The organism is Desulfovibrio sp. JC010, from assembly GCF_010470675.1.
GTDB lineage: Bacteria > Desulfobacterota > Desulfovibrionia > Desulfovibrionales > Desulfovibrionaceae > Maridesulfovibrio.
This window is the reverse complement of record NZ_VOIQ01000022.1, coordinates 18165-39970: the sequence shown is the minus strand read 5'-3', so window position 1 is coordinate 39970 and position 21806 is coordinate 18165. Positions and strand designations below refer to the sequence as shown.

At 49.6% G+C, this 21806-nt stretch carries 20 protein-coding genes and 1 tRNA gene; 10 read left to right on the top strand and 11 right to left on the bottom strand.

Translation table 11 applies throughout. The features are described 5' to 3' along the window. Nucleotides 1–36 precede the first annotated feature (36 nt). The gene (locus FMR86_RS19245; RefSeq protein WP_163353032.1) at nucleotides 37–1668 is read right to left on the bottom strand and encodes a CTP synthase; all 1632 of its coding nucleotides are present in this window, start codon (nucleotides 1666–1668) and stop codon (nucleotides 37–39) included. A 288-nt stretch (nucleotides 1669–1956) separates the two neighbouring features. Here FMR86_RS19245 and FMR86_RS19240 point away from each other — a divergent pair, with 288 nt between their 5' ends. Further along, nucleotides 1957–2766, top strand: a complete 810-nt coding sequence (locus tag FMR86_RS19240) for a phosphoribosylformylglycinamidine synthase subunit PurQ (RefSeq protein ID WP_163353031.1) — start codon at nucleotides 1957–1959, stop codon at nucleotides 2764–2766. 250 nt (nucleotides 2767–3016) lie between these two features. Here FMR86_RS19240 and FMR86_RS19235 read toward each other — a convergent pair whose 3' ends face one another. Then, nucleotides 3017–4357, bottom strand: a complete 1341-nt coding sequence (locus FMR86_RS19235; RefSeq protein WP_239057300.1) for an acetyl-CoA hydrolase/transferase family protein — start codon at nucleotides 4355–4357, stop codon at nucleotides 3017–3019. Nucleotides 4358–4501: 144 nt separating this feature from the next. Here FMR86_RS19235 and FMR86_RS19230 point away from each other — a divergent pair, with 144 nt between their 5' ends. Together FMR86_RS19230 and FMR86_RS19225 are read left to right on the top strand one after the other, a co-directional pair. Next, nucleotides 4502–5014, top strand: coding sequence for a nucleoside deaminase (locus FMR86_RS19230; RefSeq protein ID WP_163353030.1), 513 nt, complete (start codon nucleotides 4502–4504; stop codon nucleotides 5012–5014). A gap of 94 nt (nucleotides 5015–5108) precedes the next feature. Next, nucleotides 5109–5199 (top strand) — tRNA-Ser (locus FMR86_RS19225). A 124-nt stretch (nucleotides 5200–5323) separates the two neighbouring features. On the opposite strand, the gene FMR86_RS19220 is transcribed toward FMR86_RS19225, so the two are convergent. After that, the gene (locus FMR86_RS19220) at nucleotides 5324–5560 is read right to left on the bottom strand and encodes a hypothetical protein (protein WP_163353029.1); all 237 of its coding nucleotides are present in this window, start codon (nucleotides 5558–5560) and stop codon (nucleotides 5324–5326) included. Between the two features lie 141 nt (nucleotides 5561–5701). Here FMR86_RS19220 and FMR86_RS19215 point away from each other — a divergent pair, with 141 nt between their 5' ends. After that, nucleotides 5702–7051 carry a DEAD/DEAH box helicase gene (locus FMR86_RS19215; protein WP_163353028.1) on the top strand — a complete coding sequence of 450 codons (1350 nt, stop codon included), beginning with the start codon at nucleotides 5702–5704 and terminating at the stop codon, nucleotides 7049–7051. Nucleotides 7052–7054: 3 nt separating this feature from the next. Here the strand turns inward: FMR86_RS19215 and FMR86_RS19210 are convergent, their stop codons facing one another. Next, complete coding sequence (locus tag FMR86_RS19210; RefSeq protein WP_163353027.1) at nucleotides 7055–7963, bottom strand: AraC family transcriptional regulator; 909 nt, start codon at nucleotides 7961–7963, stop codon at nucleotides 7055–7057. A gap of 179 nt (nucleotides 7964–8142) precedes the next feature. On the opposite strand from FMR86_RS19210, the gene FMR86_RS19205 reads away from it, so the two are divergent. Continuing rightward, on the top strand, nucleotides 8143–9315 hold the full coding sequence (locus FMR86_RS19205; RefSeq protein WP_163353025.1) for an iron-containing alcohol dehydrogenase: 1173 nt from the start codon (nucleotides 8143–8145) through the stop codon (nucleotides 9313–9315). A gap of 289 nt (nucleotides 9316–9604) precedes the next feature. On the opposite strand, the gene FMR86_RS19200 is transcribed toward FMR86_RS19205, so the two are convergent. After that, nucleotides 9605–11299: an FAD-dependent oxidoreductase gene (locus tag FMR86_RS19200; RefSeq protein WP_163353024.1), complete on the bottom strand. Its 1695-nt coding sequence runs from the start codon at nucleotides 11297–11299 to the stop codon at nucleotides 9605–9607. A gap of 205 nt (nucleotides 11300–11504) precedes the next feature. Here FMR86_RS19200 and FMR86_RS19195 point away from each other — a divergent pair, with 205 nt between their 5' ends. After that, nucleotides 11505–12230 carry a PAS domain-containing protein gene (locus tag FMR86_RS19195; protein ID WP_163353023.1) on the top strand — a complete coding sequence of 242 codons (726 nt, stop codon included), beginning with the start codon at nucleotides 11505–11507 and terminating at the stop codon, nucleotides 12228–12230. A 72-nt stretch (nucleotides 12231–12302) separates the two neighbouring features. On the opposite strand, the gene FMR86_RS19190 is transcribed toward FMR86_RS19195, so the two are convergent. The 4 genes from FMR86_RS19190 to FMR86_RS19175 all read right to left on the bottom strand — a co-directional run bounded on the left by FMR86_RS19190 (nucleotide 12303) and on the right by FMR86_RS19175 (nucleotide 15299). Next, nucleotides 12303–12695, bottom strand: a complete 393-nt coding sequence (locus FMR86_RS19190; RefSeq protein WP_373682507.1) for a ferredoxin-thioredoxin reductase catalytic domain-containing protein — start codon at nucleotides 12693–12695, stop codon at nucleotides 12303–12305. 145 nt (nucleotides 12696–12840) lie between these two features. Continuing rightward, complete coding sequence (locus tag FMR86_RS19185) at nucleotides 12841–13545, bottom strand: HAD family hydrolase (protein ID WP_163353021.1); 705 nt, start codon at nucleotides 13543–13545, stop codon at nucleotides 12841–12843. Between the two features lie 111 nt (nucleotides 13546–13656). Further along, nucleotides 13657–14337: a 4Fe-4S binding protein gene (locus tag FMR86_RS19180; RefSeq protein ID WP_163353020.1), complete on the bottom strand. Its 681-nt coding sequence runs from the start codon at nucleotides 14335–14337 to the stop codon at nucleotides 13657–13659. 71 nt (nucleotides 14338–14408) lie between these two features. Continuing rightward, nucleotides 14409–15299 (bottom strand): AraC family transcriptional regulator, encoded by an 891-nt coding sequence (locus FMR86_RS19175; protein WP_163353019.1) that lies wholly within the window; start codon nucleotides 15297–15299, stop codon nucleotides 14409–14411. Nucleotides 15300–15450: 151 nt separating this feature from the next. Between FMR86_RS19175 and FMR86_RS19170 the strand changes: the two genes are divergently transcribed. The 3 genes from FMR86_RS19170 to FMR86_RS19160 all read left to right on the top strand — a co-directional run bounded on the left by FMR86_RS19170 (nucleotide 15451) and on the right by FMR86_RS19160 (nucleotide 18780). Further along, nucleotides 15451–16323, top strand: coding sequence for a TIGR02285 family protein (locus FMR86_RS19170; RefSeq protein WP_163353018.1), 873 nt, complete (start codon nucleotides 15451–15453; stop codon nucleotides 16321–16323). A gap of 105 nt (nucleotides 16324–16428) precedes the next feature. After that, complete coding sequence (locus tag FMR86_RS19165; RefSeq protein WP_163353017.1) at nucleotides 16429–16806, top strand: PH domain-containing protein; 378 nt, start codon at nucleotides 16429–16431, stop codon at nucleotides 16804–16806. A gap of 135 nt (nucleotides 16807–16941) precedes the next feature. After that, nucleotides 16942–18780, top strand: coding sequence for a UbiD family decarboxylase (locus FMR86_RS19160; RefSeq protein WP_163353016.1), 1839 nt, complete (start codon nucleotides 16942–16944; stop codon nucleotides 18778–18780). 80 nt (nucleotides 18781–18860) lie between these two features. Here FMR86_RS19160 and FMR86_RS19155 read toward each other — a convergent pair whose 3' ends face one another. After that, on the bottom strand, nucleotides 18861–19628 hold the full coding sequence (locus tag FMR86_RS19155; protein ID WP_163353015.1) for an ABC transporter substrate-binding protein: 768 nt from the start codon (nucleotides 19626–19628) through the stop codon (nucleotides 18861–18863). A gap of 260 nt (nucleotides 19629–19888) precedes the next feature. Between FMR86_RS19155 and FMR86_RS19150 the strand changes: the two genes are divergently transcribed. Further along, on the top strand, nucleotides 19889–21163 hold the full coding sequence (locus tag FMR86_RS19150) for a hypothetical protein (protein WP_163353014.1): 1275 nt from the start codon (nucleotides 19889–19891) through the stop codon (nucleotides 21161–21163). A gap of 67 nt (nucleotides 21164–21230) precedes the next feature. On the opposite strand, the gene FMR86_RS19145 is transcribed toward FMR86_RS19150, so the two are convergent. After that, complete coding sequence (locus tag FMR86_RS19145; RefSeq protein ID WP_163353013.1) at nucleotides 21231–21728, bottom strand: hypothetical protein; 498 nt, start codon at nucleotides 21726–21728, stop codon at nucleotides 21231–21233. Nucleotides 21729–21806: the final 78 nt, after the last annotated feature.

Sequence of the window (21806 nt, the reverse complement as noted above, 5' to 3'; positions counted from 1 at the left end):
GCGTACCAGTGCTCCCGGGCAATCAAAAGTTAATTTTTATTTATTATCGATGGAAGCCTTGATGAAATCCCTGAACAGCGGATGGGCATGCATGGGATTGGACTTGAATTCCGGGTGGAACTGGCAGCCGAGAAACCACGGATGGTCAGCGACTTCCACAATCTCAACCAGAGCTTCATCCGGAGAAAGACCGCTCAGAATCAGACCTGCTTCAACCAGTTGATCCGCGAATTTCTCTTTGTTGAACTCGTAGCGATGACGGTGGCGTTCCTGGATTTCAGCTTCGCCGTAAGCTGCCATGGCTTTGGTGCCTTCAACAACCTTACAGGGGTACGCGCCGAGACGCATGGTGCCGCCCTTATCGCTTTCTTCGCAACGGGATTCAGTCTTCTTGGTACGGTAGTCGAACCATTCTTTCATCAGGTAGATTACATTGTCGTCACCTGTGGGGTTGAACTCTTCAGAGTTGGCACCCTTCAGGCCCATGACGTTGCGGGCATATTCAATCACCGCACACTGCATACCGAGGCAGATGCCGAAGAAAGGCACCTTATTTTCACGGGCATACTGGATAGCCGCGATCTTGCCTTCAACACCGCGGTTACCGAAACCGCCGGGAACGAGAACGCCGTCAAGACCGGCCAACTTTTCCTTAACGTTTTCAGAAGTGATCTCTTCGGAATTCACATAACGCAGCTTGACTTCAACCTTATTGGCTACGCCGCCGTGGATGAGTGCTTCGTGCAGGGATTTGTATGCTTCCTTGAGGTCCACGTATTTACCGATAATACCGATTGTGGTCTCCCCTTCAGGATTCTGTAAAGTATGATTAAGCTGTTTCCATGGCTCAAGATTACAGTTCTTGGCCGGAAGCTTGAGCAGAATAGCAATCTTCTGATCCAGACCTTCAGCGTAAAACTTGAGCGGAACTTCGTAGATGGACTTAACGTCAACAGCAGTGAAAACCGCGTCACGGTCTACGTCACAGAAAAGTGCGATCTTGCGCTTGATATCTTCGTCCAACTCCACTTCACTGCGGCAGAGGATGATATCCGGGTGGATACCGATTCCGCGCAGCTCCTTAACGGAGTGCTGGGTGGGCTTGGTCTTAACTTCACCGGCAGCGGCAAGGTAAGGAACGAGGGTCAGGTGGATGTAAAGTACATTCTCGCTGCCCAGCTCGGAGCGCAGCTGGCGGATAGCTTCAAGAAAAGGAAGACCTTCGATATCACCTACAGTTCCGCCGATTTCGATAAGGGCCACGTCCTCACCGTTAGGCATATTTTTAACTGCATTCTTGATTTCGTCAGTAATGTGCGGAATCACCTGTACGGTACCGCCGAGGTAGTCGCCGCGGCGTTCTTTGGTGATAACATTGTGGTAAACACGACCGGAGGTCATGTTGTTTTTCTGGCTCAGCGGGATATCAAGGTAACGCTCGTAGTGACCGAGGTCGAGGTCGGTTTCCGCGCCGTCGTCAGTTACATACACTTCCCCGTGCTGAAAGGGGTTCATGGTGCCGGGGTCAACATTGATATAAGGATCAAGCTTCTGAATGGTAGCGGTCATCCCTCTGGCTTTAAGAAGTGCACCGATGGATGCTGCTGCAAGCCCTTTACCAAGTGAGGACAACACGCCCCCGGTGATGAATATAAATTTGGTTTTCATAACGCTCCCGTCCCGTGGCGGACAATTTATTTTAAAATATCGCTGTTACATAAAACAAAATGGACAGCGAATAAAGTCAGTATCATGAAAAAAACACAAAAAAGGTCCCACCCCGCTAACAATCCCATATTCAGGCGTATCCCACTTCAAAAAAATGTGTTAGCGGTACGTCCTGAGGAATATAGACTGTTGACGGGAGGCTGACCCGCAATTATGTTCCTCTCTTCAAAACAGGCATTAGATAGTCTTGGAATATTTCGATTGTCAACATCTGGAGGACAAAAATATATGGCCCGCGTTAAAGTTTTGGTCATCACCGGTTACGGAACCAACTGTGAACACGAGTCCGCTCATGCCGCTAAAAAAGCGGGTGCAGACGAAGTGGACATCACTTATTTTTCCGATCTCGCCGCAGGTAAAAAAACTCTCGAAGGTTACAACTACCTCATCTTTCCCGGCGGATTTCTGGACGGCGATGACCTCGGAGCAGCACAGGCTGCCGCGCTCCGCTGGAAACACGCTCACACCACAGACGGCAGCCCGCTTGTGGACCAGATCAAAAAATTCTTTGAAGACGGCGGCGTTATCCTCGGAATCTGCAATGGATTCCAGCTACTCGTTAAACTCGGCCTGCTGCCCGCAGTTGGCGGTGAATACTTCACCCGTCAGGTTTCTCTCAGCTACAACGATTCCGCAAAATACGAGGACCGCTGGGTTCACCTCAAGGCCAACCCCGATTCCCCATGCGTTTTCACCAAGGGAATCGATACCCTCAACGTTCCCGTACGTCACGGAGAAGGTAAAATCATCCCCGCAGATGACGCCATGCTCGAAAAGATCGTGGAAAACAACCTGCACGCGGTACAGTACATCGACCCCGAATCCGAAGAAGTGACCATGGATTACCCCGCCAACCCCAACGGTTCCCCGCTGGGCATTGCCGGGCTGACCGATCCCACCGGACGCATCCTCGGACTCATGCCGCACCCCGAAGCATTCAACCACCCCACCAACCACCCCAAGTGGACTCGCGGAGATATCCCCACCCTCGGGCTGGCACTCCTCGAAGGTGGCGTGAATTATATTAAATCATTGTAATTGATACGCTACGCGTTTTTGATGATTTGATTTCGCCTCCGGCGGCCAAAGGGGATAATCCCCTTTGGAATCCTTAATTGTGTTTTTATAAATTAACGGGAGAGTTTTCAAAAACTCTCCCGTAATTTTTTGTACTGATCTGCCAAACAAATCGGCGAAGCCTTACTAAAAAAGTTTGGGATTCTTAAACCCTTTTCAAAGGGTTTAAGCCGCCGGAGGCAGATCTTTTAATCAAGAGCGCGATAGCGCATCAAAACAATCTCATCTTCTCAGCTTCACGCCGTAATTCATCCCTGAAATCAGGGTGGGCAATGCTGATAATCGCTTCAGCCCTCTCCCCTACCGACTTATTCTTGATATTTACGATACCGTATTCCGTACAAAGATAATGCACGTCCGTACGCGGCGTGGTCACTGCGGCATCCCTGCCCAGCCGGGGGACAATGCGTGAAATGGTATCATTCTTGGCCGTGGCATAAGTGGTCATGACCGAGACTCCGTTTTTGGCTGCATATGCACCGCGCACAAAATCAAGCTGGCCTCCGGTGCCGCTGAACTCATGCCCGGCCATATGTTCAGCGTTACACTGCCCGGTCAGGTCCACTTCAATGACCGAATTAACCGCCACCATGTTATCATTCTTCGCAACAACGCACGGATTCATGACATAATCTGCGGGATAACTTTCCATGGCCGGGTTATCATTCATGAATTCAAAAGTATCATCCGTGCCGTAGGAAACAGCAAAAACATGCTTGTGGCGGTGCAGACTCTTGGTCCGCCCGGTAATATTCCCATTAAGAATAAGTTCCTTCATCCCCGGACCGAACAACTCGGAATGGATTCCAAGGTCATTATGCTCGGTCAGGTACGGGCAAATAGCATTGGGTAAAGTGCCGATACCAAGCTGAAGCACGGCATTGTCCTTAATGATCCCGGCCACCGCCTTGCCGATGGCGGCATCAAATTCCTTTGGCGCAGGAGCAGGAAGCTGCATAAGCCGGGTATGGTTTTCAACCACACAATCCACTTCCGAAATATGGACAAGCGAATCACCGAACACCCGGGGCATGTTTTCATTTACCTCAAGGATAAGGATTTTTGCCTCACGCGCAGCGGTGGAGGTTAAATCATTTGCAGTGCCGAAAGAAAAATAGCCGGCCTTATCCATAGGCGAAACCGTGGTCACGCAGACGTCCACTTCCATGTCTTCCCTGATGAATTTGGGAACCTGATGCAGATAGGAAGGGATGAACTGAACCAGCCCCACTGCAGCCAGCTTTCGGGCGGAAGGTCCTAAAAACCATGATTTGGCATGTATATTATGTTGCACCTTGGCAGCGAGATAAGTATCAGCAGCATGTTTTTGAGGATTGAACGAATAAATCTTAAGATCATGAACATCATCGACTCTGGCCCGCTCTGCAATGGCTTTCAGCAGAGCCGGGGGTTCAGCCAGCGTAACTCCATGGATAACGGTATCCCCGTTACGGATACGACTTACTGCATTTTCAGCAGTAGTCAGTTTGTTCTCGTATTCAGCCTGATAAATATTCATGAAATCCACCTTGGCTAAGGGTTGTCGGCCCATACGGCACCCTATAATACACACCTCCGATTATAATCCGTTAAAGCTGTAAACAAGTCAAGAGAATCCCCGGCTCCATTTCATTGACCATGCACTGGAGGTAGGCTAACTAATGGTGGAAACTTGAAAAATGAGTTTGATATTTCTATGAGCAGCACGATCATCACCAGAAACACCCCGCCCGCCGACCCACCTCAGGGCCGGACATGGCGTTCCATGATGGATATCGCCATACGTGAGGCATTCAAGGCCCGCCAGCATGATGAAGTACCCATCGGCGCGGCACTTTTCTCCGCCGAAGGGGAACTTCTCGCCACCGGGAACAACACCCCGCTCACCAATAACGACCCCACCGGACACGCGGAAGTAAACTGCATCCGCAATGGTTGCGCAAAGCTGGATAACTACCGTCTGCCGCGCGGCACCATTCTGGTTGTCACACTGGAACCATGCATCATGTGCCTCGGCGCGATCATCCATGCACGGGTAGAAGGCGTTGTCTTCGGAGCACCGGACCCCAGAGCCGGGGCCGTAGTCTCAAATCTGGAAGGAACTCAGCTCCCCTTCGCCAATCACAAATTCTGGACCATCGGTGGGGTTTGCGAGGCTGAATGTAAGGAGATTCTGCAGAGTTTTTTTCTGCATAAGCGGAAGAAGTAACATACATTTCCACTTGCCAAGCCCCACAAAAGCACATATAAATTTTGCCTTCCAAGACCGCACAGCCGGAATCGGTCTTGCTTATAAAAAACGCGGAAAGGTAGCGAAGTCCGGCCGTAACGCGCTCGACTCGAAATCGAGTTATGGGAAACCATACGTGGGTTCGAATCCCACCCTTTCCGCCAGATATCAAAAGGCCCTCGGAATCACCGGATTCCGAGGGCTTTTCCATTTCCTGAATCATTCCAGCACCCAGCTAAACCAATAAACTCAAATCCAACAAGCACGGGGAAATATCAACTCCGGCAACTACCTGTACCGAATCCACTCAATCTTCTGATTACTTTTGGTATCCACAAAGATAAACTTGTCACCGATCAGATATAACCGGGCGCAAAGATTGCGCTTGTCGAACACAACTTTAAGCTGCAAACCTCCGGCACCGATTGTAGCTTCCTCAGAAAGACTGAAAGCTCCTCCTGCCCCGCCCAACGCGCCGATTGCCAGCACTGCCAAAGTGTAAAGAATGAGCATTGTTTTTTTCATGCCTGCCCCCTTGTTGAGGATTATGGTTGTGAGTACTTACATTGTAGCATGCTTTTTATTAACCAACCTCACTTTTTGTTAGAAATTCTTGGTCGACTTACACTCCGCCATGAGATAAACCGGGCAGCAACAGGAGAGCCAATGCTGATCGAAATTTCAAAAGACCTGACCATTACCGACGCCCCCGAAGAACTGATTGATGAGATCAAAGAAGCCCTGACCTTGATGAATCCCGATTACATCAATGCCATCAAATACCGGGGCCGGGTAGGGAAACGCATTCCCAAATTTATTAAGATGTGGTCCGGTGACCGTAAGAAACGGCTGCATTGCCCGCGCGGATTCGGCATCGAGCTGCACCAGATCGCCAAGGCAGCCGACATTGAACCGGAATACAAAGATAAACGGCTGGAACTTGATCCGGTGGATTTTTCCTTTAATGGAGACTTACGGCCTTATCAGCAGGAAGCCCTGCAATCTTTTTCCAACCAGACTCAGGGGTTGCTGGAAGCTGGTACCGGTGCTGGAAAAACCGTCATGGCACTGGCTCTGATTGCCGAGCGCAAACAGCCTACCCTGATCATCGTGCATACCAAAGAACTGCTTCTGCAGTGGATTGAGCGCATCAACCAGTTTCTGGGCTTTGAAGCAGGACAGATAGGCGGCGGAAAATTCAAGATCAAACCGCTGACTGTGGCGACCATCCAGACCGCCCGTAACAGACTAAAAGACCTGAAAAAGACCTTCGGTCACATCGTAGTCGATGAATGCCACCGCACCCCGGCCAGCACCTTTCAAAAGGTGGTTAAAAATTTCGATGCCAAGTACCTGACCGGACTTTCCGCCACTCCCTACCGGGCAGACGGACTGGACCGCATGATCAACCTGACCCTTGGACCTGTGGTCCACCGGGTGAACCCGGACCTGCTGCGCAATACCGGAGCTATCCTCAAGCCGGAAATTTTCACTGTGGAGACCGCATTCAGGTTTGCCGGAAATGCATCTGAAGAATACTCGCTGATGATGACCGCCATTGCCGAGGACTACCCGCGCAACAAGATCATCGCATCATGCGTAAAAAAAGAACTGGAGCAGAATCCCGGAACCCTGCTCATGGTAGCCGACCGCACCGCCCATCTCGATGCCCTGTCCGATCTTTTATTTGATCAGGGCGTGGAGGTAGCCGTGCTGACCGGAAAGACACCCGCAGGTGAACGCGAAGAAATCATCAACGATCTCAATGCCGGGAAAATCAAAGTACTGGCCAGCACCGCGTCGCTCATCGGCGAGGGCTTTGATTGTCAGGGATTATCGACCCTGTTCCTCTGCTCGCCCATTAAATCCAAAGGACGGCTGGTCCAGATCATCGGCAGAATCCTGCGCCCGGCAGACGGCAAGCGTCCACGGCTGTATGACTTTGTAGATTTAGAAGTCGGGGTTTTGAAACACAGTGCCGGACTTCGGCAAAAGATTTATGCGGAGATAGCGTAGATACTACCCCGCCATCCCCTGACTGTGCATAACAGCCTCACGGGGTGTAAACCCGAAATGACGTTTGAATTCCCGGCTGAACTGCGAGGGACTTTCATAGCCCACCAGATGGGCGGCGGAACTGGCCTGTTCCCCTTGCACAACCATGAACTGCCGGGCCTTTTCCAGCCGGATGCGCTTTAGATACTGTACCGGAGTCAATGCTGTTACGGCCTTGAAATGGTTGTAGAATGACCGCACGGACATGTTTGCCTCCCCCGCCAGCTCATCAATATCAATTCCACTGTCGTAATTATCGTGAATAAAGCGCAGGGACTTGGCAATCAGGGCGTAGTCAGATTCACCAAACGCAGCGGAAGCCAGCAAGTGTCCGTTCTTACCCATAAGAATATGGTAGTAGATCTCACGGATTATCTGCTTACCGAAGATCTCGGCTTCCTTGCGGGATTTCAAAGCATTAAGCAAGCGGATGGTCGGTTCGATAATATCATCAGTCATGGGCTCAAAGTAAATACCGGAGGATGCGGAAACTTTGCCCAGTGCCTGCTTATCATACTTATTAATAGACTCCACCAGCTCCTGAATCATCTCAAAATCCAGTGAGACAGTTACGCTGAGAAGCGGATTATCGCCCTCAGGAGCAACTTCGATATCAAGGGGAACAATGGCCGGGACTACCAGAAATTCATCCTCTCCGTACGTGAAGGTGGAATCCGTCAGGTGACAATGCTTATACCCCTGCACGGCAATGCAAAAACACTGCTCATAAATCAGCGGGACCTTGGGTTTATGTTCTGAAACCCGGAAAAGAGTCACCTCTTCCAGAAAAGTTTCATTCACCCCTTCGCGCACAGCCCCGTCATCAAGGGCTTCTTTTAATCTCTCCAGCGGATTCCTGTCCTGAAAACTCATCTTTATTCTCCTTAGGCAGTGACATTCTGTGCTATGCTGCTTATCACTGTTTCAAAAGCATTCTACTAAAACATGCTGTCTTTGCAAAATAAGGCAAACTGTTTGCAAAAACAGGTATTCATAAAATTTTGCCGACAAGGCATATAATAGCTCAAACATCACCAAAAACAGGAGTTAACATGCTTAATTTTTCCTTTTACAACCCGACCAATATTGTTTTCGGCGAAGGCCAGCTTCAGGAACTGGACAACCTTGTCCCTAAAAAGGCCAAAGTTCTGATCACCTACGGCGGCGGCAGTGCCAGGAAAACCGGACTGCTCGACCGCGTCAATGCAGAGCTTGCCAAAAGCAACCGCAGTGTAATCGAATTCGGCGGAATCCCTGCCAATCCGCGCTTTGAAATTCTCATGGATGCAATTAAAATCGTCCGCGATGAGCAGATTGATTTCATCCTCGCAGTGGGCGGCGGCTCTGTTATCGACGGCACTAAATTCATCGCGCTGGCAGCTCCGGCAAAAGAATACGAAGGCCGCGAAGGTGAGCTGATGCGCTTCGGCTTCACTCCGGTACCTGTTGATTCCGCTGTTCCCTTCGGCACCGTGCTGACCCTTCCGGCCACCGGATCTGAAATGAACAACGGCGCGGTGATCAGTGACGGAGAAGACAAGCTTCCGGTATTCTCCACCCACACTTTCCCGAAATTTTCCATCCTCGATCCGAAAATTACCTTCACCCTGCCCAAAACACAGGTGGCGAACGGCGTTGTGGACACCTTCATCCACACTATTGAGCAATACCTGACCTTCCCGGCGGAAGGACGTTTTCAGGACCGTACCGCAGAAGGAATCTTGCAGACCCTGATCGAGATCGGCGAAACCACCGTTAACGAGCCCGAAAACTACGATGCCCGCGCCAACCTTGTCTGGTGCTCCACCATGGCCCTCAACGGACTCATCGGCGCAGGCGTGCCGCAGGACTGGACCACCCACATGATCGGCCATGAGCTTACCGCCCTTACCGGGCTGGATCACGGCAAAACCCTCGCAGTAATGCAGCTTGCCAACTGGAAAGTGCGCCGTGAGCAGAAACGTGAAAAACTCATCCAGTACGCCGAACGGGTCTGGGATATCCGTGAAGGCGATGATGACGCACGCATTGATCAGGCCATTGCCAAGACTGAAGAGTTCTTCAACAGCCTCGACATGGCAACACGCCTTTCCGACTACGAAATCGGCGCAGACATAGTTGACCGCGTAGTAGCCGGGCTGGAAAAACACGGCATGACCCAGCTTTCCGAACGCGGGGATGTGACTCTAGATGTATCGCGTAAGATGCTTGAGACAGCACTTTAAAAGTTGCCTCCGGCGGCCCTTCGGGGACCAGAGAAACTTTTGCAAAAGTTTCTCTGGACTCTTCAAAACCTTTTATTACGGCTTCGCCGATTAAATAAAAAAGGCATTCCACTCAAAATGGAATGCCTTTTTATTTATAGCCTTCTTAAACCGGTAAGGATTACAAAGGGGATTATCCGGCCCCCTCTCAATATCCGTAAGACTCGAGCAAAAAGCTCTCGCCTAACGGCTATAGGCCTTTGGCCGCCGGAGGCGAAATCAAATCGTCTAAACTGCGAAGCAGATCAAATTACATCTCAACCTTGAAAGGCCAGCCCATAATGCCGCCCTCCATGACTTTGACGTTAGTCCAGCCGTTTGCTTCCAGCACCCGCTGGGCCTCGTAGCCGCGCATGGAAATCTTGCAGAAAGTGATGATTTCCGCATCCTTGTCCTGCGGCAGCTTATCAAGCTCATTACGCAATTTGCCGAGCGGAATCAGATTTTCACCGACGTTAAGGCGCATTTCCTCAAATTCATTGGGTGCGCGCACATCCAGAATGAACGGCTTTTCACCCGCATCCAGCTTCTGCTTCACTTCAGCATTGCTGATCCCGGTCATCTGTCCGGCCATCTTGTTATCAAGGATGTGTGATGTGGTGATAAAATGGTCAATTGCCAGAGAAAACGGAGGTGCGTACGGCAGGTCGGCCATGCCGATTTCATAAATAGTGTTGCCGTTCATAACCGCCATGGCAGCCTCGGCCAATTGGCGGTTGACCTCGCCCGGTCCTACGCACTGAAAACCGAGTACGCGTCCGGTCTTTGCATCGGCAACCATCTTGGAAACCAGCAGCTTCGCACCCATGAAACCGGGTTTATCCGGGCTGGCGTTGGTTGCGGTGATGACTTCGTACCCTTCAGCCTTGGCACGCTGCTCCGAAAGCCCGGTTGCCCCGGCACTGAGATCATAAACCTTGCAGATGCCGCTGTTAACCGTGCCGGGAAATTTATGCTTATCCCCACGGGCAATGTTGTCTGCAACCACGCGGGCCTCAAGGTTGGCAAGGTCTCCATAGGGAGCAAAAGTTTTCTTTCCGGTGATACGGTGGTTGATTTCAACGCAGTCCCCGGCAGCGTAGATGTCCGGATCGGAACTGCGCATGAATTCATCAACTGCAATACCGCCGAAATCACCAAGCTCAATTCCGGCATCCGCAGCCAGTTTGGTATTAGGCACCACGCCGATGGCTACCACGGCCAGCTCGCAGGGGACCACAGAACCGTCGTTAAGTTTAACCCCGGTCAGTTTACCGTCTTGGCCCAGAAATTCAGCCACGCCGTTATCGGTATGCACGGCAACACCCTTGGAGGCCACGTGCTTTTCCACCAGCTTGGCGATTTCCCAGTCAAGGAACATGAGCAACTGAGAAAGCATCTCCACCACATTCACATTCATTCCAGACTCGGAAAGGGCCTCGCAGACCTCGATTCCAATCAGCCCGCCGCCGACAATAACCGCGTCCTTAACCTTGCCGGAATCAACCAGCTCCCGCAGTTTGTCAGCGTCACGCATTTCAGAAAGGGAACGCACCCCTTCAAGTTCAATCCCCGGAATAGGCGGACGGCGCGGAGTTGCTCCGGTGCAGATAACCAGCTTGTCGTAATCCACGGAGGATTCTTCCCCGGTAACGACATTTGTGCAGGACACGCATTTATTCCGGCGGTCAATACCGGTGACTTCAGTGTTAACCTTGGCATTAACGCCCTTGGCTGCGGCAAAAAAAACTTCATCGCGCACCACTCCGGTGGGCGTGGCCAAAAGCGCGTTACGCTCATTAAAATTACCGCCGATGTAGTACGGATAACCGCAGGACGCCATGGAAAGTTCCGGTGCTTTCTGGAGCAGGGTAACATCCGCCCCGGCATCAAGACGCTTGGAGCGGGCCGCGGCTTTCGGTCCGGCAGCTGACCCGCCGATTACGACTATTTTTCTGGCACTCATATGTTTCTCCTTAGCTGGATAATTTATTGCAGTAAGAGGACATTAACTGGCTGCAAACATAACGCATTGATCCAGATCAATGAAAGCCGTTTTTTCAAGAAAAACAATTGAATCTAAACAGCACTGCAAAATTAATTTCTAATAGACGAATCCCTACCAATGCCGTATATTTTATATTGAGTAATTTTATCAGCATAGGTGCAAAGTGGATTCTAAAAAACCGACATACGAAGAACTGGAGCAGCGCATAGTTGAGCTCGAAAGCCGTGAAGGTATCACTGAATGCCGGAACACGGTTCGGGTCCTTCTTGATGCCACCACAAGATCCACTCTTTTCATGGAAACACTCTTTGATTCCATTCTCAGCGGGGTCATTGTTGTAGATGCTGAAACACGCAAAATCGTGGACGTCAACAGCACCGCTCTGGAAATGCTCGGCCGCAGCAAGGAAAATATCATCGGCAAGGAATGCCATAATTTTATCTGTCCGGCAGAACACGGAAAGTGCCCCATTGCGGACCTCGGCCAGACCGTGGACAGGTCAGAGAGAATCCTGCTTACCGTGGGCGGCGGAAAACGTACCATACTGAAAACAGTCAAGACCTTAAATATAGCGGATAAAAGCTACTACATCGAAAGCTTTATCGACATCACCGACCTGAAAGAAGCCGAGCGTGAAAGAGAAAAATTGATCACGGAACTTTCCGAGGCACTGGAAAAAGTAAAAACACTCAGCGGACTCATGCCCATCTGCGCCAAATGCAAAAAAATCCGTGACGATAAAGGCTATTGGAACAACCTTGAATCATATATTGAGAAATACTCCGAAGCGTCATTCAGCCACGGCCTGTGCCCGGAATGCTCAGATGAAATGTACGGCGATCAGCAATGGTATATAAAGGGCAGAGAAAAACGAAAGAAAAAAGAATAAAATATTATCAACAAAAAACGGACACAAGCTTAAAGCCTGTGTCCGTTCGCTTTTGATTAGAACAACAGCTGCCTAGTTAGGCAGCATGCGATGCATTTTTTCCGGTGCCGGATCAGCAATATCGCCGTAAGTCTCACGGCCCTCATGTCCTTCGGGCAGATGCTCGGTCACAGGCATACCTTCTTCGTTAACAAAAAGCATACAGTGACAATACTTGTAAGTCTTCATGTCAGAACAAGGGCAGAGCCATTCACGTTCTGCTACCGCCTGCTGCTTGTCCGGGTAGAACCTGCAGGGACAAAGAGGACGTTTGAGCTGGTCAAGATGCATGGCCAGTCCGGTGGTCACGGCATCGGATACATCCTTCATGGGATGAAGGTTGAGCCCGGTGCGGTTGCAATACTTCTCTACGTAAATAGAGACCAATTTTGAACTTTTTTCTGTAGGCTTAGACAATGCTTTCACCATGGTTATTGATGGTTTTCAAACAAACTGCGCACAAAAATGCATTGGCATTCATCCGTGCGCAGACAAAAAACTTATTAACACTCATTGCAACAGATTGAAAGTGATAAATTCGTCAAAGCAAACCTGACAGAATAGCACAAATTTAAGAATGAATCAACAACGGCAGTAATTCTGCAACACTATCCAGCTCAACATAATCCCGCCTGCAAAGCTTATCAGCACAGACAACTTCATGCACCCAAGTGGTATGAAACGGGATATGCGCAGCCCGCCCGCCGATTTCAACAACAGGCAGTATGTCGGATTTCACGGAATTGCCGACCATAAGAAACTCGTCATGCCTGATGCTGTATTTGCTGAGAATATGCCGATAAGCGGCTTCATCCTTTTCTGAAAGGATTTCAATATGATCAAAATATGAAGAAAATCCGGACAGGCTGATTTTGCGCTGCTGCTCGGCCACGTCGCCTTTGGTGATCATCAGCAACTTGAACTCACTACCAAGGGAGCGCAACACTTCTTCCACTCCCTTAATAGGCTCCACGGGATTGGTCAGCATCCTCCTGCCCAGCTCAATAATGCTCGCGATCTCAGCTTCAGTAACTTTTCCCCGGGAGACTTTATTGGCAGCCTCGACCATGGAAATCACAAAGCTCTTCACTCCGTAACCAAAGACTCCGATATTGCGGGACTGGGTCTGTTCAAGCACTTCAGTAAATTTATCCGCAGGCGCATACCCGGACATCATTTCCGCGATATCCGCCTTGGCCCGGTCAAAAAAAGGCTCATTGACCCACAGGGTGTCATCTGCATCAAAGGCCACAGCCTTCACTTTTCCATGAAACATCGAATTCTCCTTGCGCAAAATTTAAGCATTGAATGCAGCAAGTCAAATTCAGAACAATAAAAGGCGCGGCCCATGAAAAACCGCGCCTTGCTTCTATAACTGTCAATCAAATTAAATGGTCAAAGAAAGATCAATGGCTTCCGCCGGACAGACCTGTATACAGCTGCCGCACTCATCACAGCGTGAGCTGTTCACCCGGTACACTTCGCCCTCTTCAATGGCCTTGAAAGTACAGACCGCAGAACATTCTCCGCAAGCCATACACCTATCGGGATCAATACGCGCCCCGGCTTCATTAAATGTCTCACCGCCGAACCCGAATCGGGTGCGCAGGAGTTTGTGGTCGCGGTGCTCCATTTCAAAATCGAAATCAAAAATCTCGCCCCTGCCCTTGTGGATACAAAAAAGCCTGATCGCAGGATAACGCTCGTGATCTTCAAGCACGTACCGGTGGATAGGATTCCCGGCTTCAGCCTTTGCACGCAATTCATCCATGGAGACTTCACGCGCCTCCCCGGTAATGCGCAGGGTGTATCCCGGAGGGAAGTAGGGCTGACCGTCCTTGTTCTTTCCTTCCTTGCGACTGGTGGGATAAATACCGCAAACGGCAATCTGCGGGTTGGCTTTCAGCTGACGATAAAAAGGCTTCACATTCATGGTCAGAAAATAAAGTCCTTCGTCGTCCCCGCCACAAAGACTGATAATACGGCTGTGCATGGTGGAGCTGTCAAGACTGGTCATGGTCAAACAGCCGATCTTTTCAGCTGCTTCGGTTATATCTTTCAAAGTCATAAGATTTCTCCTTTTTGCGATTTCAACTGCAAATCAGAGTAGCCCGTGACAATAAAAATATGAAGGCAGTTTTATGCCAATTGCTGGTACTTTCCTCTCACGTGTTCCCGAAACACTGAAGGGGTGACCCCTGTCTCACGCTTGAAAAATTTCCCGAAATAAGACGGATCTTCAAATTTCAATTCATAGCATATTTCGGAAACATTGAGGTCGGAATTAGCCAGCATGCGCTTGGCAGAGGTCACCAGTTCGTTGCGTACAATCTGCCCCGGAGTCAGGCAGGTGACTTCTTTAATCACCGCACTGAGCCTGCTTACGCTGACGTTCATCATCTCGGCATAATCCTGCACCCGCAACTGTAAACTGTGATCCGAGGCAACAAGCTTCTTGAACTCGCGCACAATACGGTTTTCCGCCCTTGCGCCGGGTCTTTGCAGACGGTCCGCAAACATGCGTTGCAGGCTGACCATCAAAATATGGAAATATGACCGCAGCACGGTTTCAAAGCCCGGCTTTCTGTCGCTGAATTCCCGGCACAGATTCGACATTACTCCGGCAAGCTCATTCTTCTGCTCGGACGAAAGCATAAACATGGGCGAATTGACCACGCTGTTGAAAAATTCCAGCTCAAAAACATTATGCACCGGGGCTTCCGGGGATTTCAGAAATTCATCAGTAAAAACCATGACAAAACCGTCAACCCCGTTTTCAGGGTTCCACAGATGCAATTGCCCCGGCGAGACGAAATACAAGGAACCGGGAATAATATCATAGGTCTCAAAATCAATTACACAGCTGCCGCTTCCAGACAAAACATAATGAACCACATAAAAATCATGCAGGTGCGGTTCCTGAATGTCGCTGACCGGACATCCGGTGCCTTCGGTAAAGGGATAAATCTTAAAACTGGCCTCAATGCCAAGCAAATCTTCAGCCTTATGGAGGGTCGGGTTGTCTTTCATGGATGTGTTTTTAGCATCGGTACTGAGCAGGTATCAAGAATTAATAACGAACTTTTTCACTCAAGAATAAATTAATAACGCAGGCATAGTGACGAAAAATAACAAATCAGATATGATTAAAACGATATCAATTTTTACCGGATAGTATAAAATGCGCCTAATCTTTTTTATCATATTATCATGCATCCTTCTGCATCCATTACCGGGGCAATGCACGCAAAACGAAGACGAGATCAACTGGTATCATGCGGACTTCCCGCCCTCCAACATCATATGCGGCAAATTGAAGGGAACCGGACATGAAAATCATCTGGAGTGCAAACTCCAAAAAGCCCTGCCTGAATACAAGCACACAAACCACACAGCCAATTACGGGCGCATATTAAAGCAGATGGCCTCAACAAACAGCTGCTGCGTAACCATGATGAAAACCCCGGACCGGGAAAAATACATCCAGTTCAGTGAACCGGTTATGCTGTATCTATCCAATGGAGTAATCACGCTCAAATCACGTGTGAATTTATTTAAGCCGTACATGGACGAGCAAGGTTTCATTTCCATTAACAAACTTTTCCAAAACTCCCCCATGCGCATGGGAATATCCAAAGGACGACGCTACGGAGGAGCCGTGGACAGCATTGTGGACGACAACCCTGATTCGGACAAACTCATAGTCCATTACCGGGAAGACCTGCTGGAATCCCTACTCAAAAATATCCAGGCTGAACGCAGTATCGACTATGCCATCGGCTATCCCCACGAGCTGCAATGGCTTATCTTGCAAGGGGCAGTCGAAGACAAATTCATTTTCATCCCCATTCGCGAAATGCCTGAATATATTCTAAGCTATGTCGGCTGCTCCAAAAACAGATGGGGCAGAAAAATAATCTCAAAAATCAACCGGATTATTGATGGACACTACGAAGGTGAATACAAGAATAAGTATCAGGATTATTTGCCGAAGCATCTCATAGACCTGCATGAGAGATGCGTATCCAAGGCTTTTCCTGCGAACAGCAAGTGATTTTAACTTTTCCCGGCTCGACACAATTTAATCCTTAAGTTACTATCAAACATATCATTTTATTACTTAACCAAGGCAATATGTCATAAAACTAATGGAGATATCATGGGAATTCTTGACGGATTAATGGGTAATGCATCTGAAGTGGATGTTGCAGACGTACAGGAAGAACTCTCCCCTATACTGGGTGACAGTGAAAGGGTTGAGCGGGCCTTCAAGGTTATCCGCGACATGTATGTCTTCACCTCCGGCAGACTGATCCTTATCGATAAACAGGGATTGACCGGAAAAAAAGTCGAATACATGTCCATTCCGTACAAATCCATATCCACCTTTTCCGTGGAAACAGCCGGGCATTTCGACATGGATTCGGAACTCAAAATGTGGGTTTCCGGCCGCCGCGACCCCATCAGCAAGGAACTGAAAAGCGGCAGTGATGTGGTCGGCATCCAGAAGCTGCTGGCTAATAAAATTCTGGGCTAAAAGATCACCGCACATGTTTTCCAAGCCTGCCCTGACCCGGCAGGCTTTTTTACGCCCGATAAAACTTGATTCCCGCCTCCTGAATCCATACACTCTGCCGCACGAGCATAATTTCCAGCAAAGGATAAAGATATAATGGGATACAAAAACACCAAAGAATGCCTTGATGCCCTTGAAGCCAAAGGCGACCTTTTACGCATAGATCAGGAAATCGACCCGAATATCGAAGCCGGAATCATCCAGCGACGCGTCTTTCAGGCCGGCGGCCCGGCCCTGCTCTTCACCAATGTGAAAGGCTGCAAATTTCCCATGGCCGCCAATATTTTCGGCACCAAAGAGCGGCTGCACTTCATTTTCCGCGATACCATCGAGACCGTGGAAAGACTCATGAAACTGAAGCTCAGCCCCATGGAAGCAATGAAACGCCCGTGGAAATATCTGGGCGCACCGAGAACCGCATACCACACCCTGCCGCGCAAACTTTCTGAAGGCCCGGTGACTGCCAATGAAACCACCATCGCCCAGCTGCCGCAGCTCAAGTCATGGCCCATGGACGGCGGTGCTTTCATCACCCTGCCGCAGGTCTATTCCGAAAGCCCGAATAATCCGGGATTCGCAGAGTCTAACATCGGCATGTACCGGGTGCAGCTTTCGGGAAACGAGTACACCAATACTGAAGTGGGACTGCACTACCAGATTCACCGCAGCATCGGCCACCACCATGCGGAGGCTCTTAAGAAAGGTGAAAAACTCAAGGTCAATATTGCCGTGGGCGGTGCGCCATCCATGACCATTGCCGCAGTCATGCCATTGCCGGAAGGAATTGCGGAAATATTCTTTGCCGGATCACTGGGTGGACACCGCATCCCTATGGTTATGCGTCCCAATGGCCTGCCCGTCCCTGCCGAGGCGGATTTCTGCATCTGCGGGACCATCAGCAATGAGCAAAAACCGGAAGGACCTTTCGGCGACCATATCGGCTACTACAGCCTGACCCATGATTTCCCGGTGCTCAAAGTGGACAAGGTCTACCACCGCACAGACGCCATCTGGCCTTTCACATCAGTGGGACGCCCGCCGCAGGAAGACACCATGTTCGGCGATTTCATCCATGAACTCACTTCCGAGCTGGTGCCGTCCGTATTCTCCGGGGTACATGAAGTCCACGCCGTGGATGTGGCCGGGGTCCATCCGCTGCTGCTGGCCGTGGGCAGTGAACGGTATGTTCCATACGCCGAAGAACGCCAGCCGCAGGAATTGCTGACCAATGCAATGGCCCTGCTCGGCAACACCCAGACCGCCCTTGCAAAATACCTTTTCATCGGCGCAAAAGAAGACATGGAACACGGCGAAAACTGCCACAATATCCCGGTCTTCTTCAAACACATGCTTGAACGGGCCAACCTGAAACGGGACCTCCATTTCATCACCCGCACAACCATCGATACCCTCGACTACTCCGGCATGGGCTTCAATGAAGGTTCAAAGCTGATCTTCGCCGCCGCCGGATCAAAAAAACGGGAACTGGCCAAAGAGCTGCCCGAACTCCCCACCCTGCCCGACGGTTTCGGGGAAGCAAAAATATTCGCCCCCGGAATCATGCTGCTCAAAGGACGCAAAAGCACCAGCGCACGCGGAGAAGGTGATCCGCAAATGGAAAAGCTGGGTGAAGCATTGGCCCACACCGGAAAAATCGAAGGCTTCCCCATGATCGTGGTTGTGGATGATCCTGACTTCACCGCCAAAGACTGGGAGAACTTCCTCTGGGTGACCTTCACCCGCTCCGACCCGGCAACCGACATCTACGGAGCCGGAGCCTTCAACAAAGCCAAACACTGGGGCGCGGAAAAAGCAATCATCATCGACGCCAGAATGAAAAGCTATCAGGCACCGCCTCTTGATCCCGACCCGGAAGCGGAAAAACGGGTGGATGAGCTGTCCGCGCCGGGTGGACCGCTTTATGGGGTGATATAATAAAGAAAGGCAAAACTAAAAATCCCTCCCCGGCCCAACCAAGCCGGGGAGGCTTCAAACATATCCTACTAATCCATCTGCTACTTCCAGTCCCCCTGCAATCCATACTTTCGCTTTAATCTCTCAAGCCGACCGTCTGCCGCCATTTCGCCCAATGCAGAATCTATCCTTTGAATAAGCCGTCTTGTTTTGGGGGTATGATTGCCGAATATATAAAAATGCAAAGACTCAACTCCGGGCATGGGAATACAGGCAATATCCGTATCACTAATGCCTTTCAATCTCATCCGTGAACGCACTATCTGCTCAAAACCGATAGCCAGTTCAAAACGCCTCTTTTCAAGCATCTTAAGCATGGTTTCAATATCCTTGGCTCCTTTCTGAACCTTGGAAACATCAAACGGATAAACCTTGTAATTAAAACCGAAAACTCCCCCCAGAGAATACTTATCTATCTCAGCGGCACTCTTTATATCCGGCCCATGCGGAAACCTGCTTTTGAGGTAAAGCAAGGCATTATCAAGATGGTAAATTTCCTTTGAAAACAGATAGTCTTTAAGTCGAGGAGACTTCCTGCTGCCATCGAGCACAAGATCAAGTTCATTATTCCCAAGCATGGCCAGACACCTCTTCCAAGGTAATGCCATGAGATTCAAAGCGTCATCCGGACGACTGAAAACTTCCTTGAGAAAGTCCACAGTGAAACCTTTGAGCACTAAGGGTTCATCAGAAACAGTGTAACAATATGGAGACCAATATCCGGAGCCACCGACCCTGATTTTCTCAGCTCCGGCCACAGACGTGAACAAAAACAGAAATACTGCAGACCAGACAAGATAGCGCATCATTACCCCGCACCGGTGAAAATTTTAATACCTGAAACCAAATGATACACCATTGCTTGCAATTTAACCACCTGCTGCCGAAATCCGTATTGACACCTTGCAAACAATTATTACATTTATCAACAGACTGACAGCTATCCGTTTTAAACATCCAGCAGTCACTTCTTTCCCTCTTCCACCTCCCATTATCTCAGGAATAACTCTTGCATAAATCTTGGTGACAACAAAAAAAGAGTCAATTTTTTGCCTCACAGGAGGCAGCCATGGTGAAACAACATCGAAATAACCTGTTTAATGACTGCGAATTAAGCGTAATTCTTGAGAATGTGTACAACAGTATCATTCCGCAGGTCGAAGCTATCCCGGAAGAGGAATTCCTTGCCGCTTCCGATTCTGAACTTATCCAACGTATCACCGAGCAAAACTCCGTTAATCAGATAATACTGCACGAGGATAAAATCCGCATGAGCAAACCTGCCCTGTGCCGGCTCACTCCTGCGGGAAGAATCTATCGTCCTGAGAACGGTCAGCCCCCCCCTGATTTAAAAGATGGAATGATCACTCAGGTGGAAATCCCCTACTCCGGCGACAAGCGGCTTCTGGTCAGCAGACCGAGCATGCATTACAGGCACGGCGGCCCCAGTTTTACCATCAAAGAAGACCGCATAATTAAATACTATGTCAGGCCGCTTTATTCTGACCCGAAAGCCTTCAAAGACCATTTCCTGCGTAATTATGAAAAAATAAACAAATATCTCGCATGGCAGGATCAGGACATTGCCCAGTTCAACAAAAGACTGCATAAGCTGGCGGTCATTGCTGTTTCCAAGAGACGCAACAGGAAAAGAACTGTCGAGCTGCATCTCGACCCCAAACCTGATACCGCCGTGTTCAACCCTGTTAATACCCGGCGCAAACTGAAGCACAACTCCGCAAAAAACGCTAAAACTGAAATTCTTGTTATACCGGAAAAAGACTTCATTAATGCAATTCGCATTCTGCGCCATACCGGAAACAGTTTTGAACGGACACCTGACATCTATACCGTCCATAACGATCAGGACCTGCGCAACATTCTTGTTTCAAATCTCAACACTCATTTTACGGACAATGACAATGATGATATTTTTAACCGTCCGGGCAGGATAGATTTCAACATTTCTTTTGCAGATAAGTCAGCACTGACAGGCAAATGCTTCACCTGGCAGTGCCCTGAAGGACTGGTCTACAACCTTAATGAATTGCTGGATGCCGAAATGTGGCAATCCTGCAAAATAGCACTTGCCATTTTCAACCGGACTGAACCTGATTTTAAAAAACTTCTAGAGAGTATAAAACAGACATTCACCGGCCATGCATGCCATGTAAAAATCGACAAACAGATGAGCGAAAATGAATGGTGGACCACCATGCACCCCCACCGGGACCTGTTGCGTCGACACTGGGTACATATCATGGTCTTCAACCTGTTCGTAAAAAAAGAACGGCAGCCGACCTATCTTAACAATGAGGAGCGAGAGTTCTTCGCTAAATTGTAGATTCTATGCCATTGCTGGCACCTGAAAAAACAAGGCCCTGCGCAGAGCTGCGAAGGGCCTTCATAATTTAATTAGTCTTGCGTTCCCGGTCATACTCAGTCAGGTAATCGGGCAAATTGTACAGCCAGCGGAAAAAAGCGTTAAACGATAATACGGACGATGAGTGCCCCATGACACCCCGCTGAGCCAATAAGACAGCAAACATACGGATTACTTCCGCATGGCTTTCCTGCCCGGCTTTCCCGCCATCAATATCCGCTATCAATTTGTTAAGACAGCTCAAAAGCTTCAATCCTGTAGTGTCGCCGGGCAACAACCTGATTGCCAGTGCAGTATGCAGCCGTCTCAATCTGGCAACCGCCATTACTGAAGACTTGCTGCCTGCGCACCCACCGAACTGTCTGGGAGTGTGGTTGGTAATCAGCACAGCCATTTTACGCATTTCTTTACGCCACAACTGAAATTCCTTATCCGCACCCCTGCCCTGCTCCCGGGCCTGCATCAATCCATAAGCCAGACAAAATCCCCCGATCCCGGCCAACAGCACCGCCCACGCATCACTCATATTCCCCCCGCACAAGCTTACGATTATTAAATAATTTAATCTGAACTATTTCATGGTCGGGTTATTTTTTCAATCGCA

What these genes read in the sequence shown, in the direction of transcription:
- FMR86_RS19245 (WP_163353032.1), bottom strand. Translation starts at nt 1,668, where the DNA reads ATGAAAACCAAATTTATATTCATCACCGGGGGCGTGTTGTCCTCACTT.
- FMR86_RS19240 (WP_163353031.1), top strand. Translation starts at nt 1,957, where the DNA reads ATGGCCCGCGTTAAAGTTTTGGTCATCACCGGTTACGGAACCAACTGT.
- FMR86_RS19235 (WP_239057300.1), bottom strand. Translation starts at nt 4,357, where the DNA reads ATGGGCCGACAACCCTTAGCCAAGGTGGATTTCATGAATATTTATCAG.
- FMR86_RS19230 (WP_163353030.1), top strand. Translation starts at nt 4,502, where the DNA reads ATGAGCAGCACGATCATCACCAGAAACACCCCGCCCGCCGACCCACCT.
- FMR86_RS19220 (WP_163353029.1), bottom strand. Translation starts at nt 5,560, where the DNA reads ATGAAAAAAACAATGCTCATTCTTTACACTTTGGCAGTGCTGGCAATC.
- FMR86_RS19215 (WP_163353028.1), top strand. Translation starts at nt 5,702, where the DNA reads ATGCTGATCGAAATTTCAAAAGACCTGACCATTACCGACGCCCCCGAA.
- FMR86_RS19210 (WP_163353027.1), bottom strand. Translation starts at nt 7,963, where the DNA reads ATGAGTTTTCAGGACAGGAATCCGCTGGAGAGATTAAAAGAAGCCCTT.
- FMR86_RS19205 (WP_163353025.1), top strand. Translation starts at nt 8,143, where the DNA reads ATGCTTAATTTTTCCTTTTACAACCCGACCAATATTGTTTTCGGCGAA.
- FMR86_RS19200 (WP_163353024.1), bottom strand. Translation starts at nt 11,299, where the DNA reads ATGAGTGCCAGAAAAATAGTCGTAATCGGCGGGTCAGCTGCCGGACCG.
- FMR86_RS19185 (WP_163353021.1), bottom strand. Translation starts at nt 13,545, where the DNA reads ATGTTTCATGGAAAAGTGAAGGCTGTGGCCTTTGATGCAGATGACACC.
- FMR86_RS19180 (WP_163353020.1), bottom strand. Translation starts at nt 14,337, where the DNA reads ATGACTTTGAAAGATATAACCGAAGCAGCTGAAAAGATCGGCTGTTTG.
- FMR86_RS19175 (WP_163353019.1), bottom strand. Translation starts at nt 15,299, where the DNA reads ATGAAAGACAACCCGACCCTCCATAAGGCTGAAGATTTGCTTGGCATT.
- FMR86_RS19170 (WP_163353018.1), top strand. Translation starts at nt 15,451, where the DNA reads ATGCGCCTAATCTTTTTTATCATATTATCATGCATCCTTCTGCATCCA.
- FMR86_RS19165 (WP_163353017.1), top strand. Translation starts at nt 16,429, where the DNA reads ATGGGAATTCTTGACGGATTAATGGGTAATGCATCTGAAGTGGATGTT.
- FMR86_RS19160 (WP_163353016.1), top strand. Translation starts at nt 16,942, where the DNA reads ATGGGATACAAAAACACCAAAGAATGCCTTGATGCCCTTGAAGCCAAA.
- FMR86_RS19155 (WP_163353015.1), bottom strand. Translation starts at nt 19,628, where the DNA reads ATGATGCGCTATCTTGTCTGGTCTGCAGTATTTCTGTTTTTGTTCACG.
- FMR86_RS19150 (WP_163353014.1), top strand. Translation starts at nt 19,889, where the DNA reads ATGGTGAAACAACATCGAAATAACCTGTTTAATGACTGCGAATTAAGC.
- FMR86_RS19145 (WP_163353013.1), bottom strand. Translation starts at nt 21,728, where the DNA reads ATGAGTGATGCGTGGGCGGTGCTGTTGGCCGGGATCGGGGGATTTTGT.